Origin of the sequence: Enterococcus sp. DIV2371 (genome assembly GCF_050498525.1) — a bacterium.
Classification (GTDB): Bacteria; Bacillota; Bacilli; order Lactobacillales; family Enterococcaceae; genus Enterococcus_B; species Enterococcus_B mangumiae.
Genome location: NZ_JBIPAJ010000001.1, coordinates 630,227 through 652,026 on the forward strand (window position 1 = coordinate 630,227; position 21,800 = coordinate 652,026).

At 35.5% G+C, this 21,800-nt stretch carries 17 protein-coding genes; 12 read left to right on the top strand and 5 right to left on the bottom strand.

The window, feature by feature from the left end:
• Positions 1-938 precede the first annotated feature (938 nt).
• From IGL24_RS02945 to IGL24_RS02960, 4 genes are all read left to right on the top strand, one after another.
• Positions 939-3,845, top strand: a complete 2,907-nt coding sequence (locus IGL24_RS02945) for a BspA family leucine-rich repeat surface protein (RefSeq protein WP_207700273.1) — start codon at positions 939-941, stop codon at positions 3,843-3,845.
• A gap of 58 nt (positions 3,846-3,903) precedes the next feature.
• Positions 3,904-4,404, top strand: coding sequence for a hypothetical protein (locus IGL24_RS02950; protein ID WP_206855510.1), 501 nt, complete (start codon positions 3,904-3,906; stop codon positions 4,402-4,404).
• A 37-nt stretch (positions 4,405-4,441) separates the two neighbouring features.
• Positions 4,442-4,819: an LPXTG cell wall anchor domain-containing protein gene (locus IGL24_RS02955; RefSeq protein ID WP_206855513.1), complete on the top strand. Its 378-nt coding sequence runs from the start codon at positions 4,442-4,444 to the stop codon at positions 4,817-4,819.
• A 412-nt stretch (positions 4,820-5,231) separates the two neighbouring features.
• On the top strand, positions 5,232-5,828 hold the full coding sequence (locus tag IGL24_RS02960) for a hypothetical protein (protein ID WP_206855515.1): 597 nt from the start codon (positions 5,232-5,234) through the stop codon (positions 5,826-5,828).
• Positions 5,829-6,103: 275 nt separating this feature from the next.
• Here IGL24_RS02960 and IGL24_RS02965 read toward each other — a convergent pair whose 3' ends face one another.
• The 4 genes from IGL24_RS02965 to IGL24_RS02980 form a co-directional block, all read right to left on the bottom strand.
• Positions 6,104-7,228 carry an ABC transporter permease gene (locus tag IGL24_RS02965; RefSeq protein WP_207116051.1) on the bottom strand — a complete coding sequence of 375 codons (1,125 nt, stop codon included), beginning with the start codon at positions 7,226-7,228 and terminating at the stop codon, positions 6,104-6,106.
• A gap of 3 nt (positions 7,229-7,231) precedes the next feature.
• Entirely contained in the window at positions 7,232-7,906 is a 675-nt protein-coding gene (locus IGL24_RS02970) for an ABC transporter ATP-binding protein (RefSeq protein ID WP_206855521.1), read from the bottom strand.
• Positions 7,907-8,388: 482 nt separating this feature from the next.
• On the bottom strand, positions 8,389-8,841 hold the full coding sequence (locus tag IGL24_RS02975; protein ID WP_206855524.1) for a MarR family winged helix-turn-helix transcriptional regulator: 453 nt from the start codon (positions 8,839-8,841) through the stop codon (positions 8,389-8,391).
• 2 nt (positions 8,842-8,843) lie between these two features.
• Positions 8,844-9,317, bottom strand: a complete 474-nt coding sequence (locus tag IGL24_RS02980) for a YbaK/EbsC family protein (protein WP_206855527.1) — start codon at positions 9,315-9,317, stop codon at positions 8,844-8,846.
• Between the two features lie 673 nt (positions 9,318-9,990).
• On the opposite strand from IGL24_RS02980, the gene IGL24_RS02985 reads away from it, so the two are divergent.
• From IGL24_RS02985 to ssb, 3 genes are read left to right on the top strand one after another with little or no spacing between them, the layout of a single operon-like run.
• Complete coding sequence (locus tag IGL24_RS02985) at positions 9,991-10,584, top strand: type IV toxin-antitoxin system AbiEi family antitoxin domain-containing protein (protein ID WP_206855529.1); 594 nt, start codon at positions 9,991-9,993, stop codon at positions 10,582-10,584.
• Positions 10,585-10,596: 12 nt separating this feature from the next.
• Entirely contained in the window at positions 10,597-11,454 is an 858-nt protein-coding gene (locus IGL24_RS02990) for a nucleotidyl transferase AbiEii/AbiGii toxin family protein (RefSeq protein WP_206855531.1), read from the top strand.
• 44 nt (positions 11,455-11,498) lie between these two features.
• Positions 11,499-11,981, top strand: coding sequence for a single-stranded DNA-binding protein (gene ssb / locus IGL24_RS02995; RefSeq protein ID WP_206855533.1), 483 nt, complete (start codon positions 11,499-11,501; stop codon positions 11,979-11,981).
• A 179-nt stretch (positions 11,982-12,160) separates the two neighbouring features.
• Here ssb and IGL24_RS03000 read toward each other — a convergent pair whose 3' ends face one another.
• A complete protein-coding gene (locus tag IGL24_RS03000; RefSeq protein ID WP_206855534.1) occupies positions 12,161-12,814 on the bottom strand; it encodes a hypothetical protein in 654 nt (217 codons plus the stop codon).
• 416 nt (positions 12,815-13,230) lie between these two features.
• Between IGL24_RS03000 and IGL24_RS03005 the strand changes: the two genes are divergently transcribed.
• The 5 genes from IGL24_RS03005 (at position 13,231) to IGL24_RS03025 (ending at position 21,079) form a co-directional block, all read left to right on the top strand.
• On the top strand, positions 13,231-14,973 hold the full coding sequence (locus IGL24_RS03005; RefSeq protein ID WP_207699596.1) for an ABC transporter transmembrane domain-containing protein: 1,743 nt from the start codon (positions 13,231-13,233) through the stop codon (positions 14,971-14,973).
• Positions 14,954-16,786 carry an ABC transporter ATP-binding protein gene (locus IGL24_RS03010; protein ID WP_206855538.1) on the top strand — a complete coding sequence of 611 codons (1,833 nt, stop codon included), beginning with the start codon at positions 14,954-14,956 and terminating at the stop codon, positions 16,784-16,786. Before IGL24_RS03005 ends, IGL24_RS03010 begins: the two co-directional genes overlap by 20 nt.
• A 22-nt stretch (positions 16,787-16,808) precedes the next feature.
• Entirely contained in the window at positions 16,809-18,068 is a 1,260-nt protein-coding gene (locus IGL24_RS03015; RefSeq protein WP_206855540.1) for an ATP-binding cassette domain-containing protein, read from the top strand.
• Positions 18,052-19,566 carry a hypothetical protein gene (locus IGL24_RS03020; protein ID WP_207699598.1) on the top strand — a complete coding sequence of 505 codons (1,515 nt, stop codon included), beginning with the start codon at positions 18,052-18,054 and terminating at the stop codon, positions 19,564-19,566. The genes IGL24_RS03015 and IGL24_RS03020 overlap by 17 nt, the downstream gene beginning before the upstream one ends.
• Positions 19,567-20,128: 562 nt before the next feature.
• Positions 20,129-21,079, top strand: a complete 951-nt coding sequence (locus tag IGL24_RS03025) for a helix-turn-helix domain-containing protein (RefSeq protein WP_206855546.1) — start codon at positions 20,129-20,131, stop codon at positions 21,077-21,079.
• Positions 21,080-21,800 lie beyond the last annotated feature (721 nt).

A 21,800-nucleotide genomic window follows, 5' to 3' on the forward strand; every position in this document is an offset into this window, starting at 1 on the left:
AGAAGATTCACTAGTTGAGATTATTCGGCAGTGTACCTTTGCTCGATCAGACCGTCACTCCATTCTGGATAAAAATCGGCTTGAGTAATTTTGTTGCTACCAAATCCTGTACTTATTACTTGAACTACTACAGTCTTTACTCGATCCAACTTTCCATTTGTTCTCCAAGGTGAACCTTACAACTTTTTGTTCGAGATATTATATTCATTGGTGCCCCTCCTAGTATTTTATTGTCGTGATTAGTTAACTGCTCATGTAACTAACTATATAAGTAAAATCCTTTTGTGTCAACTAAAAAAAGAATACTGTTGCTGATTTGTGTTGTTAAAACATTATATGATTCCTGAATTTATTGATACTACTAGCTTGTTTATGATATATTACGTGTTATTTTATTAACGATTCGCTGTGTCTTTAAAAAAATGCAGTTTTTTTATTGAAGTTTTTTAGAGAGGCTGAATGATTTGGAATAAATAGTTGATCGTTCTTTCTAGAAAAGGGATTTTTTATTTTATCATCAATTTGTTTCTATAGATATCAAGAAAAAATCGTTTTTGTTTATTTGTTATTTTAATCCAAACATTCCCCATGATTTTATTAGGTGGCAATAATTTATAAATGGCTCGCAGTCCAAGAAAATTTCAGATAAAGGAAAAAATTATAAATTGATTAGAATTTGATTAGTGTTATACTTTAGCTATGATATTCACATTTAAATAATTTTTGATAATTAAAAAAATACAACGATTTCCCGATTATCCGCTGTTTTAAAAGATTTTTTATAAGGTTTTTCCAAAAAAATATAGATTGAGGTGAATTTAATGTGGCGAATAAGATTGGTGAATATGTTATCTATTATAGTTTTATTAGGAGGCGTAGCTGTTTTTCCCACTTCAGCACAATTGATGTCTAATAACATATATGAAGAAGATAGATACTTGGATGGAAATGAAATTTCGTTATTTGATATTGGAGAGACAATCGATTCAATGGATATTCCGAAAGTTCTGGAAGAGGATAAGAAACTACAAGTAGAAGATGATCCTCTATGGATAGATGAAACTTTAGATACAGAAGAATATATCGAATTACCAGGGCTAGAACAAGATCAAGAAGAACAAAAACAAGTGGAAGAAAAGGAACAACAGGAGAATGGTACACAACTGGATGACGAACCAACCAAAATAGAAAGCGGTTTAATGACAGAAGTGATATTTGAGGAAGTACAGGATGAAGGGATTGCTCGAGTGTTAACACCAGAAGCAAGGACTTTATTTTCCGGACAGCTGGGTTCCATTCCTTGGGTGGTTGATAGTAAAGGGACGCTGATCCTTGGATCTGGTGTTTTCGATGAGGCGAACAATATCGGCGGACGATATGCAGCGACAGATTATTTCAATCATCCCATGTATAGCCATGCGATTACACGCGTGCAATTAACTGGACCAATCGTATTGCGTGGTAGAAACGGCAGTTTGAATATGAACGGTGATATACGCAGAGGTTTTTTTACCGACTTGACCAATGTGACAGAAATTGAAGGAATCGAGTTTTTAGATACCAGTGAATTAAGTGAAATGGCATACATGTTTGCGAACATGTCAGCATTGACCAGCTTAGATGTATCTAGTCTAGATACGAGAAATGTATGGACTATGCATGGGATGTTCGAAAATATGAGTAGTGTAACAGAATTAGATGTCTCTAGTTTTGATACAAGTAACTTATTGTACATGGCACGTATGTTTAGAGGAACAATAAATTTAACGAAATTAGATATGTCTGGTCTGGATACAAGTAATGTAACAGACATGAGATTAATGTTCGCAGATGTGAGTAGTATAGCAGAATTAGATGTGTCTGGATTTGATACAAGTAATGTAACAGATATGGCAGGTATGTTTAGAGGAACAATAAATTTAACGAAATTAGACATGTCTGGTCTGGATACAAGTAATGTAACAGACATGAGATCAATGTTCGCAGATGTGAGAAGTATAACAGAATTAGATGTGTCTGGTTTTGATACCAGTAAAGTAACAGATATGGCAGGTATGTTTCATAGTATGCGCAGTATAACAGAATTAGATGTGTCTGGTTTTGATACCAGTAAAGTAACAGACATGTCATTTATGTTTAACTATGCGAGCAGTGTAACAGAATTAGATGTGTCCGATTTCGATACTAGCAGTGTAACAGATATGCAATTAATGTTTCGAAATGCGAACAATGTAACAGAGCTAAATGTGTCCGGTTTCGACACTAGTAGTGTAGTAAACATGAACCACATGTTTCTTAATGTGAGAAGTATAACAGAATTAGATGTCTCTCACTTTGATACAAGTGAGGTGAGGAATATGTTCGGCATGTTTGACGGTATCATTAGTGTAACGAAATTAGATGTATCCGGCTTCAATACTAGAAATGTCACAAATATGTCCTTTATGTTTATGGAAATGAGCGCTTTGACTGAACTAGATCTTTCTAATTTTGATACACGTAATGTGACAAGTATGGAAGGAATGTTTCGAAATGTGAGCAGTGTAAAGGAATTAGATGTGTCCGGCTTCGATACCAGTAATATAGTAACTATGTCCCGTATGTTTGAGAATGTGAGAAATGTAATAGAGCTAGATGTGTCTGGCTTTGATACTAGAAATGTCACAAGCATGCAAATGATGTTTGGCGGTATGAGTAGTGTAACGGAATTAGATGTGTCCGGCTTCGATACTAGAAATGTCACAAATATGTCCTTTATGTTCCAAAATGTGAGTAGTGTACAAGAATTAAATATGTCCGGCTTCGATACCAGGAATGTCACAGATATGATGGTTATGTTTCATAACGCGAATAGTATAACGAAATTAAATATGTCCGGCTTCGATACTAGGAATGTCACAGATACATCCTTCATGTTTATGGGGATGAGCAGCTTAACAGAACTAGATCTCTCTAATTTTGATACACGTAACGCAACAAATATGCAAGCAATGTTTATTGGTGTTCCGCTTGAACAATTAACTTTAGGTAGCCAGTTTATCTTTCATTTAGCTAATGGAAGCCCTGGACTTCTTCCGTTAAGTGGTTCAGCCACGCATCATCCTAATTGGCAAAATGTCGGAGAAGGAACTGTGGATGAACCAAAAGGAAGTTTTATATTTACTAGCGCTCAATTGATGGCAAACTATGATGGAGCGACAATGGCAGATACGTGGGTTTGGCAGCCTCGAATTTTCGCAAACCTGACCATTGACATTGAAGGTCATGGAACAGTCTTGCCTGATATACCAACAAGTGTTGAACGTGGAGAAATGATTGATATCCGCGCGACACCCGAAATAGGATGGCGTTTTTCTCATTGGTGCATCGAAAGCGGAGATGGGACGATTGCAGATCCCGATCAATCAACCACTACTTTTACGATGGGAGAAGAAGATGCAAAATTGGTGGCTGTTTTTGAAGAATTAAATCCATTGATCACCGTAAGAATCCCAACATCGGCAGTCTTCAATACGACCTCAGAATCGCATCATAGGAACATCGTTGCGCCTGATTATGCAATCGAAAATAAGTCACCTTTTGCAGTTTCTGTTGATGTGGTAGCACCTACGGAATTGACGAACATGGAAATCATTGAAGAATTGAATGTGGCTACTGATGGGAAAGAAAACTTATTGATCAATAAAGGGAATATCCATCATATAGATCCTTTCCGTTTATTTGACTTAGAAACTGAAGAAGCTAAGGTCTTCACGTTTACAGGAACAGCAGAAGAATTATCGGAAGAGGAAAGTCAAATAACACCTACCTTCAACATGGTTTTACGTTTTGTACCAAACCTGTAACAACAGTATTTATAAAGAAATCGCACAATAATCTTATCGGGGAAATGGAGAAAGACATATGGGGAAAAAACATCAAAAAAAGTGGATAGTATTGGGATTGCTTCTTTTGATTATTGGTGGCATCGTTTTATATTTCAATAATCAAGAAAACGAACCTGTGCCAATTGTCAGTGCAGATTTGTTGCCAGGCTTAAGAGATGCAAGTGACATTGAAATTGCAAAAAGAGCGCAAGAGATTGCAGATGCCAACTATTTTACTTTGCAAATCGCACCTTTTGCTGTTTTTGAAAATGGAGAATCAGAAGGATCGATCGAAATTGTCAATCCTGGAACCAATGTCTACCCAATCGCGGTAGATCTCACATTGGCGGAAACAGGAGAAGTCATTTACTCTTCAGGCGCTATCTACCCAAATCAGCAAATTGTTGGTGCCAAACTAGATAAATCACTGGAAAAAGGGGAGTATCAAGGGATTGCACGTATCAATATCTACGATCCAGAGACGAATGAACGTCAAGGAATAACAGAAGCAGAGATTTCTATCACTATCCAAAATTAAACACTGCGAATGCTTATCGAAAGAAAGGAGGAATTTAATGCGTAAAGTAAAACAATTTTTATTGATTGTAGGTGTTATCTTTTTAACAAGTTCTAGCTATTTTGTACATGCTTCAGAAAATCGATCATTCTTCAAGCGCGTGGAAGGGCAAGTCGGAAGTGTCCAGACACTACCAGAATCAGGGTCGGAAACAAGTGTTGGGCCAGAGGCAGATAATGGAATAAATGGAAATAACAGCAATGTTTTGGTCGTAGATACATCTAGATTACCGAATCGAACACAGAATAATCCAAGCTTACTCGCAAATTTGCCGAAAACAGGCAGTGAAGGTAATTTATGGGTTCAGTTAACTGGTATTCTTTTGGTTTTACTAAGTATCAAATTCCTTTTTTTGAAGAAAGAGACGCAGAGATAAAGCCGTTTTGAACAGTTAGAAAGAAAATGATTATCTATATATTAAAACAAAAGGATTCAAATTCAGAACAATGAACTTGAAATGATCGTACGTATCATCTAGCAGCTTCTACCAATTTTTTGACAATGTTTGCTATCTACTCAGAAGAGTTCTAACAAACTAAGTAAAATAGCCGCCTAAAATGTCTTGTTTTTTCAACGCATCACCTATTTGATCAATATCCTAAGACTGTACCCATCATAAATACCACAGCTTAGTGTCTGTTGGTCAAGATAAAATTACTTTGCTTAGACGGATAAAGAATTCTAATGGTTAGGAAAAAAACTGCATAAATGGGTAGTAGCTGTTACATGATGCGAACGATGATTTCTTGTTTGCAAATAAAACAATGGAATATGGAGGAGAAAATAAAATGAAGAAATATACTAAATTATTCAGTACAGTTGCAATGATGGGCACATTATTAGGAGCAGGGGCTATGTCTGTTGCAGCCACGACATTCAATGGTCAACCAACTGGAGAAGTACCAGTTACAGGAAGAGTTGGTTTAGATAATACTGTAGATCCTGGTGTCAATCCGCCGACAAATCCAGATGAAATGATCAACGTAACAGTGCCAACATCGGCTGTCTTCTTTACAACCGGAGCATCTAGGCATACCGAAATTGAATCTCCAAACTATACTGTGACAAACAATTCAGCTTGGGATGTAAATATCAATGTGACTGAACTAGCAAATCCTGTAGAGTTCCGAAGTTTAGATTCCTTAGCATTATCAGTAGATGTAGGGGGAGAATCTAGCATGGTGCCAATTGTAGAAACGGGTGCACCATTAAACAACTCTGCTGCATTTATGTCATTAACAAGAAATGCTGCTGTTGGCGGAACAAATCCAGTAGGAAACTTTAATTTTGTGGGAACTGCAATTCCAAATACAAATACGGCAGATGTGATTACACCAACATTTGATATGGTTCTCCAATTCCAAGCGGTTGTACCAAGTCCGTAAGGCAAAACAGTAAATAACCATCACCCACACTAAAATCAACTAGGGGAGTTGCTTTTAGACAGATAGATAAAAAATAGAATAAATCTAACCTTATGTAAATCATGAAGACATGAGTTAGCAAGTAGGATGCAATTGTTTGAACAACAGCATCCTACTTTTTACATATAATAATGATTTTTTGAAATGTTTTAAAATAAGCAGGCTTTGTATCACTTGTCCTTTTTTTATTTTTAAAATAAGACTAACAAATTCTATTTTTATAAAGTATCTGTGTTCTAATAGTGTTTTTTCTTAATCAAAATGAAAACAGTTATTAGCATCAGAAATAGATTAACAGTAACAAGTGTCCCAACTCCATTGATAAAAGTTATATTTACTGATTTTAATGGTTCAAATCCTGTTCCACCTAAAATTACTTGTTGAAAATCAACATAAGATGTTGGGAAATATTGTATTAAATTATTTTGATTTGTTCCTTCCGGTGAAATATTGTAATTTGTAACTAAAAGAAACAGCAAAACACCACCCACATTAACCAAATAATTACCCGTGAATATAGATAAAAAGAAACTAATTAAAACCAAAAGTAAAATCCACAAAATAATAAAAATGATATTTTGATAGAAAAAGGTGGATATGGGTAATATAGTTACATCATTATTAATGATAGTTGCGATTGGATAATCAAAGTTACCTATACCATTTTTTATAGCAACAATCAAAGAGACCATTACTAAAGGTAAGAGAACACTCAATAAAGAAAATAGAAAATAAGAAAAAAGACGTGCCATATTTTTAGAAACTGGTTTTTTAGGCAGTATATTAATTAAAGCAATGTATTGTTTTCTTTTCTCATACGAAGTGATTGTTGCAATAAGGATGGCAGAAATTGAGAGATATAAGATACTGGGGATTGCACCAGAAAAAATAAGTTCGTAATAATTTGCTAAAGGAAGTATCTTAGTACTTTCTAAGGAAACAAGCGGATAACGATTTTTATGTAAATATTCTAATTTAGAAACGACTTTTTTTTGTTCAATAATAGGTATTCCAACTAATTTGCCGGATAACATATCTTCCAAGTTCTTTTTTTCAAAAGTATATTTGCTTTCGACAATCTTGTTTGAGTCTTGTGACTGTAACGCTGAGATTACTGCTTCCATATTTTTGTTCGCGATTTTTAGATCCTCTATAGTTTCGACGGCCGTATCGTCATCTTTTATTGCATCAATAGTCTGCTCATTAGCTAACTGATTTGCTTGTAATTCATCTACCTCACTCCAGGGACTTTCCCTATGAAAAATTAAAGGTATCAACAATAAGAGCGTTAGAATTATAAATGGTAAGTAATTTATCTTATTCTTTATTAGATTTATACATTCAAATTTAAGTACATTCATATTTTATCCTCCATATAATTGTTTGTAGAGTGCCAATATTTCGTTCATATTTTTCGTATCTCTTGCTATTTTTCCGTTTTTTAAAAATAGAACTCTATTACAGATTGCTTGAATATTAGCAATGTCATGAGATGAAAAAAGAATTATTTTCTTTTTATATGCTAAATTTTGAATGATTGTATTAGTAAGTTCTATACTACCAGGATCCAAACCATTTAGAGGTTCATCAAATAATAAAACTGGTGCATCACTAATCAAATATGTTGCTAATAATGCATGCTGTTTCATACCTAGAGACATTTTTTTTATAGGAAGAGTTTGATACTTATGGATTTTTAAAAGACTAATTACTTCATCTATAGCAATTTTGCTCTGCCAATTTTTCTTAATCAATAATAAGTGATCTAAAATAGTTAAATGCTCAAACAAATTATTGGAACTCTCTAAATAGAAAAACGAGCGGTTAAAGTTTAATGAATGAGGTGAAAAGCTATTAATTTCTAGTTTTCTATATGTAACTGGTAATAAGTGTGCTATTCCGTTTAATAAAGTTGTTTTACCTGTACCATTTGGAGCAACTAATGCGACTATTTCGCCATCCATAATTGACAAACCTAGACCATCAATTATTTTTTTTCTCCCTCTTTTTATAGTCATATTCTCAATTAAAACCGACATAAAATCCTCCTTTTCGACTCGCTCCGCTATTCGAGCCATATAGTAGTGAAAACGAGGGCGGATCCTCGTTATAATAGATTCAAAACTCTTCATAAAATAATACGTCCTTTTAACTTATTGTATCAATGTAATAAGAAAGCGCAATTTTTTTATGTCTATATTATGAACGACAGTATAGATTATTAGCTTCTTTGAAAGAAACTGAATAATGGGGTTAATCTTATGCTCGCTTTCCTTAGAATAATGTCTTTTTTTCCATAGATAAGAGAGTAGGACAATAATCAGAAGAAATCTGATACTTGTCCTACTCTCTTATCTATAGTTGCCTAAAAATAATTTTATGTCTAAACTTTAATTATGTTTACACAGTGTTTCTTTAATACATTATGAGCTTTTGTCATTGCTAGATATGCTTCTGCTTGAATGCTTACGATTTTAAAGTATGTTTCATTCATTATGTTTAGCCTAATTTTATTCTTCCTCTAATAAATCCGTCTGTCCCCATTTTTTACAACATGCCATTCATCATCAACATTCTTGCTTACTTTTCTTAAAGTCTGTAACAACATTTCTTTCTCTTCTAAGGATAATCCTGCTAAAGCGGCCTTTTCTGAATATGTTTCTTCTCGTTTCAAGTAATTATAAAGCTCTTCTGCCTTATCTGTTGTATATAGCTTACGAATTTTTTTGTTGTCGGGATCAACTGCTTTTCTTATTAATTTTTCCTTCTCAAGCTTCCCCACTGACTTTGAAACAGTCGTCCGATCTTGTTTGACTAACTCAGCTAAAGAATCATTAATAATACCTGGATTTTCGTAGATCCTCGTTAAGTACAAATATTGGTCTTTATTAAGATGAATATCCTTAAATTCCACATTGCTGATATAAGACAATGCTCGCGAAATCACACCAATTTCTCTTAATATTTCAGACATAGCTATTCCTCCATTGGTAGTAAATAAGTTTCTAAATCAAGCGTCTTAATAATTTTGTCTAGATCAGCAACTTTTACAACCATCGTTTGATCTGGGCGACCAGGCGCAAACACAAGCTTTTCATGTGAAAGCAACGCTTCATCAATTATCACAGGCACTTGTGTCTCATAGCCAAAAGGGGAGACGGCTCCCGGTTTTTGCCCAGTTGTTTCCTCCATCGTTTCAGCGGAGACAACAGAAAGCCTTTTTCCTACAAGTTTACTTAATTTTTTAAAATCACTTCTTTTCGTAGTGAACGTCAAAAAGATATAGTGATTGTCTTGTTTGTTCTTTAAATACAAACTTTTTGTCTCTGTCCCATTGAAACCTTGTTCTGCTTTTACAACCAGTGCATCCTCATTCGTATAAATCGCTCGGTGATGATATAACTCAAAGTCAATATTTGCATGTTTAAATGTTTCCTCTAGATTGATCAAATTTTCTCACTCCATTTAAATTGTTGAATTTTCTATAATTTCATCCAGAGTAAAGGTTCTTTGTTGAAAAGTCAACAAAAATATCACCGGAAATTATAAATGTTTTATCAGGCAATGAAACTAAAGTAGACGCAGTCGCGTTCTATCGTTTTGGAGGCAAGGAGTGTCACTTGAGAACTGCTTGGTGATTTTGGCACTAAATTTGAGGGGATTGAGAAGTAAATGGAAAGAAAAATGCGTATATTAGTAAAAACTAGTCTAAAAAGAATCCTGGAAAAAAGAAACGCACAGTTATGGAGCTGGACGGAAACATTCAGGATTCTCGAGAAATCTAACTAGTGAGAAGGACCAAAAATTTGTAATTTGAAGCAATTGTTATTTTAAAAGACCACTAATTAAAAAAGAAAAAACGAAGCGCAAAACTAATTAGCATTTACGGAGGAATAATCATGAGAAATACAACTTATAAAGAACAAAATAACGAAGATCTAAAAGCAAAAATTCGTTCAGAATAGGAGAAAGTGTGGGTGAATAAGTTAAGGCTATAGTAATTGAAAATCCAACAGCAGATTCAAAAAGAAATTGAATTCGTTCAATAGACCCCAATCTTGTTACAAATACACTAACATGATATATTTGATGTAGTGTATTTGTAACAAAGGGGGATAAGTAAATGCAAGATAAACTGAAAGAATTGCTGGCTATTCGGGATGGAAATTTATCGATGAAGGAAGCTAGAAAATTAGGAATCGCAGCAACAACTGTACAAAGATTGGTGAATCAAAGAAAATTGATCAAAGTTGATCGTGGTTATTATGTAGAGGATGGTCATGGAATAGATGATTTATTTTGGCTTCAGCAAAGATTTTCCAGAGGAATCTTTTCTCATGAAACGACCTTAGATATTTACCAGCTTTCTACGAATATGCCAAAATTCATTCATTTAACTTTTCCCCATGGCTATAACGTGGATCGTTCAATTACAAGAGAACAGCAGTTACAGTTTCATTTTGTGAAGAAAGAATTTTATGAGCTAGGAAAAGTAGAGGGAACTTCCTTTCAAGGGAATCCTATCAATATGTATGATAAAGAGCGTACACTTTGTGATATTTGGAATCCGAGATACGAAATTGAATACGAAATGAAATTAGAAGCGTTAAAAGATTACATGCAAGACCCAATGAGAAATCCAAGTAAATTAAGAGATTACATGACAAAACTACATGTAGAAAAAGAAATGAAATACCATATGCAAAGCTTGTATTGATGGAGGAAAAAAATGACACCAACACAATTTGCAGCAAAAACCAGAAATTTAGCAAAGAGTACAGGATTGAATGCACAGTTAGTGCAACGGCATTTTATGATGGATCGTTTAATTGAACAAATTTCTGAATCAAAGTACAAAAATGACTTTATTTTAAAGGGTGGCTTTTTATTAGGATCAAAATATGGAATCGATAGAAGGACAACCATTGATATCGATACGACATTTAGAAATAGCAAATTAACTGAAGAAAAATTGCAGATTATTCTTAATGATTTAACTAGAAAACCCACGAAAGATGGGATCGTTTTCTCTATTCAAGGAATGAAGGAAACAAGAGAAGCGGATTTTTATCCTGGGTTTCAGATTAAGTTAGTGGCTAATTTAGAAAAAGTACGTGTGCCATTTAAAATGGATGTGACAACAGGTGATTCTATTTATCCTGCAGTAGATACACACTATCACCAATTAATGTTTGAAGATAAAAAAGTGGAGATCCCAGCTTATCCAACAGAACAAATCATTGCAGAAAAGCTAAGTGCTACGTTCAGTTTTGGTACAGATAATTCGAGAGCAAAAGATTACTATGACTTGTTTACGATTCCAAAACTAGAAAATATTGTTACGAAAGAGTTATACAAAAGTGTTCGAAATACATTCACAAAACGCGGAGATACCAAACCTTTGTCCTTTTATTATGAAAGAGAAATGGAAAAAATCAGAGGAAACGACTATTTAGAAAAACAATGGGAAAAATATCGCTCAGTTAATACGTTTGCGAAATCTATTTCATTTACAGAGACAGTCAACGAAATCGATCACCTAATGAAAAGCATGATTAAAATTGAAAATCAAGAAAGAAAACAATAGTTGAAAAGATTCCAACAAATAAATCAGGAATTGGAGAGAGAAGGATGATCAATAATGTAACCTTAGTAGGACGATTAACTAAAGATCCCGATTTACGTTATACCGCTAGTGCTACCGCAGTCGCCACTTTTACGCTAGCTGTCAACCGCAATTTCACGAATCAAAACGGCAATCGAGAAGCCGATTTTATCAATTGCGTGATTTGGCGGAAATCAGCGGAAACAATCGCCACGTTAGCTAAAAAAGGTAGTTTGATCGGTGTTGTTGGACGAATTCAAACTCGAAGTTATGACAACCAGCAAGGCCAACGCGTGTATGTGACAGAAGTTGTGGCTGATAACTTCCAACTATTAGAAAGTAAAGCAGCGACAGAAAGCCGTATGCATCAAAATCAATCTCAAGCTGAACAAAGAACAAGCACTTTTGAACAACGTGGGACAACTACGAACAAAAGTGGGTTTAAGGCTTCCCAAAATCCGTTTGATGGGCAAAAAATTGACATTAGCGAGGATGATCTACCATTTTAAGCCAAGTTATCTAGTGGTTGCTTTTAATAAAATTTATGCGATAAACTAGTTGAAAACATTCTACAGTCAACAACTAAAACAAACTAAGATCAATGGGTAAGATGTTCCGTCAAATATCTTACCCAGTGATCTTTAGTATTTTTATAATTGTTAACTTAAGTGAGATTTTATTGATAAAGTTAATGTGTAACTGGAAGCTTAAATTTTATTGAACTAAAATCTTGACTATTTTGGTTGACTAAATCACGCACGTAATAGTACTCGATATTGATTTCTTGAACGTTAGTATTTTTCACATCTCCGTCTAGTAAAAAGTAAGATTGGACAACGCCTGTGGTCCCTAATTTTAAAGGGGCCGTTTCTGGCTGACCGCTGGGTTGGTATTGTAGCGTAGGATATACATTAATGCCATCTTCTGTAACTAAATCAAAGTTTCTATAAAACTGCGAACCATCATTAAAATCATTAAATGAATGGTTTGTCATGCGAATATCAAGTCTGATGACAGTGTCTAATTTTTGAGCTAAGTAGGCTTGTTGTCGAATGACCTCATCTGGTTGGGCGCTGGCATTAAGAATTTCGATCGTAACTGCTGGTTTTCCGGCTAAGTAGATTGTGACCGGATCGTTTAGTCCATGGAGTGTTGAAGTGTCATTTGATGATTCGTTCTCTGGTTCTGATTTGGCAGAGGATGATTCTGATGATTTATTATCAGTGGTTACTGTACTAGTTATTACTGTAACGTTTTTGTCAGTGTTACTTGCAGATTTGCAACTTGTTAATGTCAATAAAAAAAACAAGCTAACAATCCCTAAAATTACTTTGTTTTTCATATTCCCGTGAGCTCCTAAAATGTAGATTATAGTATAATTCCGCTTTATTATAACGTTTAATTTTTTATTTCAAGTGTTCTGAAATAGATACCTAAAACCCTTTATTTAAAATAATAAACTGAGAATCAAAAGTAGTTATCTACTTTTGGTTCTTTTTTTATTCTTAAAAAAAATTCTACCATGTCTTCCTAGTTTTATAACAGTGTTATCACCTCTAAAACCTCTTCGTCCAGATTCTTTTACTCACTGAAAAAAAATATTTCAAATAACTGTTGACCCTCCTATTATAGGAGACTATATACTTATTTATGTGCTATAACACCAGAAAGATAAGAGGTTTAAGAAATGAGATAGATAAAAGAAGATGAGTTTTGAGTTGAAACAAAAAGATTGAAAGAAGTAAAGGAGAGATCACAGTGCTAAAACTATTTAAAACGGCACATTTAAGTAAAGTAAAAGTAGGTTTGTTACTCCTATTCATCACACTACAAATGTTGGGAACTTTATATTTACCTACATTGACGGCTGATATCATCAATGAAGGGGTTGTCATGCAAGATATGGATTATGTACAAACGACAGGAGCAATCATGTGGGGGGTGGCGATACTGACAGGTATTTTCTCGATCTTAGCCACGTACTACTCCGCTGAGGTGGCGACGACTTTTTCTAAAAATATCCGCGATCGTTTGTTCAAACATACACAAAAGTTGTCATACCAGGATTTCAAGCATTTTAGCGGGTCTTCGTTGATTACACGAGCAACGAATGATATCGAACAGTTACAATCGACGATCAGTATGTTTTTTGAGACGATGATCCCTGCGCCTTTTGTCATGATTGTTGGGTTGATATTGGCCTACATAAGAGATGGTTACATGGCGTTGATCATCTTGATCACAGCTGTCATCTTCACAATTGTATTTGGTTGGGTTACCTTGAAGATTTTTCCGCTTTTTGAGAAAACACAGGTTGGCTTGGATAAGATCAATGGGATCGTCGGGCAGTATTTGTCAGGGATTCGGGTAGTGCGAGCGTTCAATCGGACAAAGCTTGAGAAAGAGCGGATGGATGCTTCGTTTATTGATTTTGCGAATTTGAATATCAAGATCAATCGATTATTCGCAGTGATGATGCCGATCGTTATGTTGGTCATGTCTCTTTCTACTGTGGCAATTATGTGGTTTGGTGGTATGAGGGTAGATTCAGGGAATATGGCGATCGGTGATATCATGGCGATCATTGAGTATGCAATGAATATTTTGATGTATTTATTGATGGCTGTCTTTTCAGCAATCAACTTGCCAAGAGCAAAGGTATGTGCGAATCGTATTCTTGAAGTTTTAGAATATCGTCCTGAGATCACTGATGGTGAGGCGCACTTGAATGGACGTGCTGATTTACGTTTAGAATTTAAAAACGTTAACTTTTCTTATCGCGATGCAGAAAATCCAGTGTTACAAAACTTAAACTTTGTTTGTGAGCAAGGTACGACGACGGCAATCATTGGCGGAACTGGTTCGGGTAAGAGTACGGTGGCGAAATTTATTCCACGATTACTTGAGGCTTCTGGTGGAAAAATCACGTTAAATGGGATGAATGTCAAAGATTTACCACAAGAAGAATTACGCAGCAAAATTGGATTTGTGCCACAAAAAGCCTTCTTATTCAGTGGTACGATTGCAGAAAATTTAAAACATGGCAATCCGCATGCTTCATTAAGAGATATGAAACAGGCAGCAACGATTGCTCAAGCAGAAAGTTTTATCAATGAACTTCCAGAAAAATATGAATCAACAGTTGTGCAAGGAGGAAAGAATTTCTCAGGTGGTCAAAGACAAAGGTTGTCCATTGCACGAATGATCATGAAAAAACCAGCGATCTATGTGTTTGATGATAGCTTCTCTGCATTGGATTATAAAACAGATGCCGCATTAAGACGGTCTTTAAAGGATGCGACAAAGAAATCGGTGATGGTTGTGATCGCTCAACGGATCACTTCAATCAAAGAGGCAGATCAGATCATCGTTTTAGATGAAGGTAAGGTTGTTGGTAAAGGAACGCACAGAGAGTTATTAGAAAATTGCGGTGCATATTTCGAGATTGCTAAATCTCAGCTGAGTGAGGAGGAGCTAGCAAATGAGCTCAGAGAACAATAATACGTATGACGTGATGGATGGTGGAGGAGCCATCTCCGTTGAACATGCGAAAAATAGTAAAAAAACGTTAGGACGGTTGATCAAAGCATTGGCGCCGCAAAAATGGCTAATGATGATCGCTTTTCTATTTGCTATCTTTGGTGTCTTGCTAAATCTATGGGCGCCGAATATATTTGCGGATGCCATCAATATCATTTTTGAAGGTGTTGAATTGTCATTTACCGAAGGAGCAGCGATTGCTATTGATTTTCGTCGATTAGCTGAATCAATCCTCTTATTGATCGGGGTTTATATATTAAGTTCGGTCTTCTCTTATTATCAAGAGTATGCGATGGCTTCGGTATCTCAAAAATTGGTGTTGAGTTTAAGAGAACAAATCAGTGAAAAGTTAACAAAAGTACCGTTGAAGTTTTATGATACAAATCAAAAAGGTGAAGTTTTAAGCCGCGTAACCAACGACTTGGAGCGTGTGAATGAAATTTTAAGAGATGCGATCATGCGCTTGTTTACTTCGGCAATCACCATTGTTGGTGCGGTTATTTTAATGATTCGCATTGACCGAACGTTGACATTGATTGGTGTCGGAGCGATAGTGATCGGTTTAGTCATCACTATGCTCGTTGGGGTAAAAAGTAATGAGATTTTTACAGATCGTCAACGTTCTGTAGGAATATTCAATACGAAAATTGAAGAGTATTTTTCAGGGCAGGTAGAAATAAAAGCCTTTAACTTAGAGAAAGAAGTCATTGGGCAAACGAAGAATTCAATTGATCAATTGTATCAAGATGATAAAAAAGCGCAATTCATTATGTTTGCGATCATGCCGATCATTCGACTATTCAACCAAATCGGGTATGTGGTGATTGCTGGATTAGGTGCTAGTTTTGTTATTCGAGGAAGAATCTCGGTTGGACAAATCTTATCGTTTTTCCAGTATATCCAAATGTCTCAAGAGCCTTTGACTGAAGCTTCGTATTTATTCAACTCGCTACAATCTGCCATTGCTTCTGCGGAACGAGTGTTTGAGATTATCGATGAAGAGGAAATGGAAGAAGATACGCAAACAAACAGAAGAATCAAAGCACCAAAAGGAAATATTTCTTTTGAAAATGTCCAATTTGGCTATGGAAAAGAACTATTGATGGATGGTGTCGATTTTGAAGTGAAGGCTGGACAAAAGGTGGCAATCGTTGGCCCAACTGGCGCTGGGAAAACAACAATGATCAACCTATTGATGCGCTTTTATGAAACCAATGCAGGAGCAATCAAAGTCGATGGTGTGGACGTCAAAAAAATGAGTCGTCATTATTTACGTTCACTATTTGGCATGGTTCTGCAAGATTCATGGATGTTTGAAGGAACAGTCAGCGAGAATATTGCTTATGGGCGTCATCGTGCCTCGAAGTCTGAGATCGTGAATGCAGCAAGAATGGCACGTGCCGATCACTTTATCCGCACGTTGCCAAACGGCTACGATACGGTCATGAATGATGAGAATGCGTCTTTATCTCAAGGAGAAAAACAGCTTCTATGTATTGCACGAGCGATATTGACCAATCCGCCAATGCTTTTATTAGATGAAGCAACGTCGAGTATCGATACGAGAACAGAATTAGAAATCCAAAAAGCAATGGATAATCTGATGAAAGGAAAAACCAGCTTCGTGATTGCGCATCGCCTTTCAACGATCAAAAACGCAGATGTGATTTTAGTCATGAAGGAAGGGAATGTCGTCGAAGTTGGCGATCATAAAACGTTATTGCAAAAAGGCAGTATGTACAGTGAAATCTACAATAGCCAGTTTGCTTCTTAGAAATTAAGCGGAGGTGTCGATTATGTTTCAAATCGATTTTAAAAATCGTAAAGCAATATACAATCAACTAATAGATAATTTTAAGCGTTTGATCGATACAGGGGTTCTTAGCCCTGGCTCAGAGGTACCTAGTACCTCTGAGTTGGCTAAGATGTTGACGGTTAACCCGAATACAGTATTGAAAGCTTATTTAGAGCTAGAGAATCAGAGCTATTTTGAATCTGAAGGGGGAACGGAATGGTTTGTTCGAACGTCCTCTGAAGAAAAGGATCAAGAACCAATAAAAACGTTGTATAGTCGAATCCATGCCGATCTACAATTGTTGCTAGAAAATGGTGGCAATAAAGAAGAAATCGAGCAACTTATCGGGATGGGACAAAAGTCATTTATCCAGGTAGAACAGTTGAAAAAGAAAATGGACGATACGATGGCGTTAGCTGGGCTGACCATGAATGTCAAAAAAGGTTCGATCTATGGACTTGTAGGAACGAATGGTTCAGGTAAAACAACCACACTTAGGCACTTAGCTGGGCTTTTGCGGCCGGATAGTGGGATTGCTCGGATCGATGGGTTACCAGCCTATGATAAAGCACATCAAAAGGTGATCGGTTATATGCCGGAGGAGATGTATTTCTTGCCCGACTATACAATGAAAATGCTCCAGCGTTTCTTTAAAAATAAATACCAACAAACTTGGAATAATGACCGCTACCAAGAGTTGGTCGCAGTGTTCCAACTAAATGAAAATAAAAAAATCAACACATTCTCAAGAGGCATGCAAAAACAAGTGGGCTTTATTTTTGATATTTCTACAATGCCAGATGTATTGCTGTTAGATGAAACCATCGATGGGTTAGATCCATTGGTTCGCAAACAAGTAGTGAAAATGATCATTGAAGATGTAGCGAATCGAGAAATGACGGTGTTGATCACTTCGCATAATATGCGAGAAATGGATGGCTTGTGTGATACGATCGGGATCATCAAAAATGGCCAATTGGTCATTGAAAGAGAATTGGATGAGCTAAAGGCAAATACCCATAAGATCCAAGTAGCATTTCCACAAGACTTTATGATGAATCATTATCCTTATGACGGCTTAGAGGTTCTTTATATGGAAGAGCTTGGCAGTACCGATCTATTAGTCGTACGCGGGAAAGAGGAAGAAATCGCTCAACATATCGAAAGCTTTGAACCATTGGTCTATGAACTTGTACCAATGACACTAGAAGAAATCTTTATCTACGAAACAGAGGGGGCATTGGATGAAGTCCGTAATTAGTACGCCGTTAATGAAAGAACAAATGAAACGTATCTGGCCAATGGTGCTTTTGACATTTTTAGGCTATGGGTTAGCTTTATTATTACCAATATTTTTACAAACAGGAGGAGCCGATTCAGTTGTCCGAGCGCAAAGAATGATCGATCTTTTGGCGATGAGGCAACCAATCATGTTGGTTTCAATGATCATGATCCCCGTTGTCGTTATATTACTTCTGTTTTCACATTTATTTGATTCAAAAGCAATGAGCGCCTATTCGTCTTTTTCAGATAACAAAAACCAATTGTTTTGGACTTCCGCACTAAGTGGCTGGCTTGTTATGGTTCTTCCATTGTTAGCGATGAGTGCATTGCTGTTGATTCGTGTTCGTTATTCTGGTTCAGTAGATGTCTTGGAATTTCCGACTGCGTTATTTTCAAGGGGGATCGTCAGTGGCGAAGTGATCAATACTTTTTCAGTAGTTGCGATGTTCTTTTTACGCAGCCTGATCATCGTTACTTTTTATTTTTCACTTTTTCTCCTTGCGGTAACAGTGAGTGGAAATTGGGTGATTGCCAGTCTTTTGTTTGCGATTTTCCCATTTATTCCAACACTGATTCATCGCTTGATCCAAACAATCGCTGCGATGTATGTGTTTGGCTATGTACCAGTAAATCCTTTAGACAGTCAAGTGATCTTCACTTATAGCAATCCGATCGCATGGTTTTGGAGTTTTGGGCAGAATGCTCAACCGATCTTTTTACTGATTTACATCAGTATGACGCTAGTTATCCTATTTTTAGCGTATCTTAGTTTTACGCAACGGAAAGTGGAAAAAACGGAAGAACCAATTGTTTTCACTAACTTTAAACATCTGCTGATTTTCTTGTTGTCAGTAGCAGGAATGCTTGCTATGGGTGCGTATTTAATGGATTTCTTTAGCGGTCGCTGGTTTATGTATTATGGTTTTGTGATTGGCTTTTCTTTTACTTTTGTGATTGCTCAAATGATTGTGAAAAAAACATTCAATGTGATTACTGAAGTGAAATGGTTGATGCCGATGATGGGCATCGTTCTTAGTTTATATGGTGTGATGCTGTTAGTGACGAATTTCGGTGTACGTACCTATACGAATCATGTGCCGGCAGTATCTCAAGTGGAAGGAATCTATGTCAGTCATGAGGGTCAGATGAAAGGCAATGACTTTTCAACAGATGATCAAATGATCCAAGATACGATCAACTTGCATCATCAAATCATTGGTACTCGCTCGGTTACAGGACGTGATTGGAGAGATTTATCAAGAAACGAACGTCGCGATATACGCTCGGATGAACGTGAGCATCGAAAAAATATGCAGGAAGCTTTTTGGCAATCCATCACTGGGAATGGTGAACGCTTTATCGAAAATGGTGGAGAGCATATTTATATTACTTACTTGCTAAGTGATAATGAAAGAATCCATCGTCGCTATGCTTTAACAGGAACATTCGTTTCTGCGATGGCGGAGAGTGAGTAGTACACAGAAATCTATGGTTAGAGAACTTTACGTTATTTTATTAAATGCTTTGTAGCGATTCAATTATTTGAAAGTAAGCTGTCATTTACAAAAGTTGATTTTGTAGATGATTGCTTATTTTTTTATGAATTTTACGTAAAATATCTAGGAAAGCGTATATCCGCATTATGTCAGTTAGTCTTGGCTAGCCAGTAGTCAATCAGTAAACAAATATATGGCATCACAAATTACTTTGAATCAGCTTGACAAGAAATCAGCAATGAAAAGTATTTCGCTACGGATATCCGAATATTAGAAGAGAACAAAGCGGTAAAAGTCTTCACTTATGAATTCAATTATTCGGGTGTCAATAGAAAAGGCGACATTATCGAAAGTTGTGGTAAAGCAACGAATGTATTTTTATATATGGCTGGAAAGTGGTAGTTATTGCACGAACATCTGAGTAATGATTAATCTGAGATTAGTCAAATTAATTGTATCTGCCTATTAACTTTATAATATGAATAGAATATAATGAAAATAAGGTGAGCGTTATATTAAAATATTATAAGAGGGTGTTTAAGTGAAAAGTTATGGAAAAACAATCAAAGAGATACGCAAAGCGAAAGGCATGTTACAAAAGGAATTAGTGGATGAGCAACTTTCAATATCATTGTTATCTCAATTTGAAAATGGGCGACTATCAATGTCTTGTGAAAGATTCCACCTTTTGTTGTCAAAGCTTGAGGTGAAGTTTGAAGAATTTATTGTATTGCATTCTGAAAGTCCTTATTCACCAGTACATGTAGCCATTAGCAAATATATGCGCGCTACTAATGTGGCTTCATTAAAGGAATTAGAAAAACTACAAGAAAACTACGAAGAATTACTAGCATATTATCACGAAAATTATTCCTTGGAACTGGATCATTTTTTGCAAATAATCCGGTTCAATTATGAAACGAAAAAATCTTATTTCAAGGGAGTCCCGATGCATGAGGCTAGCTTGATGCACAGCCATCTTTTAGACTCGGCGAAACAATATTTGGCTGATACGACGACATGGGGCGTGTATGAATTAAAATTGTTTTCTCGCATTGCTGTGTCTTTGGAACCTGAAGTTCTATGGAAGTATGTAAAGATGGCGAATGATAAAAGTGAACGATTTGAAAAAGTCCCAGGTAATAAAGATATCTTGTATCAAACATTCATTACGATCTTTTCCGTTTTTTGTTTATTTGGTGAAGTGGACTATGCAACCAAGCTATTCTCTCTTTGGAAAAGCCGTGTCATTAAAGATGAGCATATTGAACAGGCGGTTCTTTTGCCATTTTATGAAGGCTGTTTAGCACTATTAAATCAAGAGGAGGAACAAGCTATTCAATTGATGGATCGTACCTTAACAACCTTAGAAACTCTAGGTTTATCAAAAATCGCACATGACTACTTAGAATTAAAGAAAGTTCTTACAGTTCTTGGATTTGTGACAGTCATCATTATTGATCCGTTGTTTGAGGATTTAATTAAGTATTAAAACACTAGTAGGACGGGACAATACGGGGCAGCCTCGAGAAATAAGACGGAATATACGAAAATCACTTTTTAAATTTTTGTGGATTCCGTCTTATGTATGAAGAGGTTACTTCTACTCTCGTCTTTTATTCGCTTTTTAGATATACAATAAAAGTAAAAATTTACTTTTGTCTCAGACACATAAGTTATCTTTCGCATCCTAAAACTGAATAAAAAGTAACTCATTTAATAAGAGTTACATATCAAAAAATCCTTTAGATCAATCAACGATCTGAAGGATTTTTTGATGAAAAGCTTGAATAAAGAGTCAAAGCATAAAAAAATTCAAATAAAAGAAATATAAAAAAACAGGGATCTTTTTATTTTTATTGTAATAATTCCAAAGATAAAACAACCAAACGTTTTTTTGGTTGTTTATGTCTAAATACTAAAGTATTTATTCTTAATAATTGATTATTGAACAAATAATATTTGAATACTTCTTTTTTAGTATTCTAAAAAAAAAAATTGAAATAAAAAAAATAGAGAGAAAAATAAATAACGACAAAAAGATTTAAAAGAACAAAATCTCAATAATTTTAATCCGCTGAGTGCAGCTTTTTTTCTAGATTCGAATAAAATTATAAATAGATTAAAAATTAGTGAGGTGCTACACTTTGTGTATCGACAAAGCGCTTTGTTGCAGAATTTTATTGGTATGCCAACAAACATATTTCCAAAAT

Bases quoted from the DNA above. Each gene is read 5' to 3' on its own strand.
- IGL24_RS03000 (WP_206855534.1), bottom strand. From the start codon at position 12,814: ATGAAAAACAAAGTAATTTTAGGGATTGTTAGCTTGTTTTTTTTATTG.
- ssb (WP_206855533.1), top strand. From the start codon at position 11,499: ATGATCAATAATGTAACCTTAGTAGGACGATTAACTAAAGATCCCGAT.
- IGL24_RS03010 (WP_206855538.1), top strand. From the start codon at position 14,954: ATGAGCTCAGAGAACAATAATACGTATGACGTGATGGATGGTGGAGGA.
- IGL24_RS02970 (WP_206855521.1), bottom strand. From the start codon at position 7,906: ATGTCGGTTTTAATTGAGAATATGACTATAAAAAGAGGGAGAAAAAAA.
- IGL24_RS02955 (WP_206855513.1), top strand. From the start codon at position 4,442: ATGCGTAAAGTAAAACAATTTTTATTGATTGTAGGTGTTATCTTTTTA.
- IGL24_RS03015 (WP_206855540.1), top strand. From the start codon at position 16,809: ATGTTTCAAATCGATTTTAAAAATCGTAAAGCAATATACAATCAACTA.
- IGL24_RS02975 (WP_206855524.1), bottom strand. From the start codon at position 8,841: ATGTCTGAAATATTAAGAGAAATTGGTGTGATTTCGCGAGCATTGTCT.
- IGL24_RS02965 (WP_207116051.1), bottom strand. From the start codon at position 7,228: ATGAATGTACTTAAATTTGAATGTATAAATCTAATAAAGAATAAGATA.
- IGL24_RS03020 (WP_207699598.1), top strand. From the start codon at position 18,052: ATGAAGTCCGTAATTAGTACGCCGTTAATGAAAGAACAAATGAAACGT.
- IGL24_RS02985 (WP_206855529.1), top strand. From the start codon at position 9,991: ATGCAAGATAAACTGAAAGAATTGCTGGCTATTCGGGATGGAAATTTA.
- IGL24_RS02950 (WP_206855510.1), top strand. From the start codon at position 3,904: ATGGGGAAAAAACATCAAAAAAAGTGGATAGTATTGGGATTGCTTCTT.
- IGL24_RS02960 (WP_206855515.1), top strand. From the start codon at position 5,232: ATGAAGAAATATACTAAATTATTCAGTACAGTTGCAATGATGGGCACA.
- IGL24_RS02990 (WP_206855531.1), top strand. From the start codon at position 10,597: ATGACACCAACACAATTTGCAGCAAAAACCAGAAATTTAGCAAAGAGT.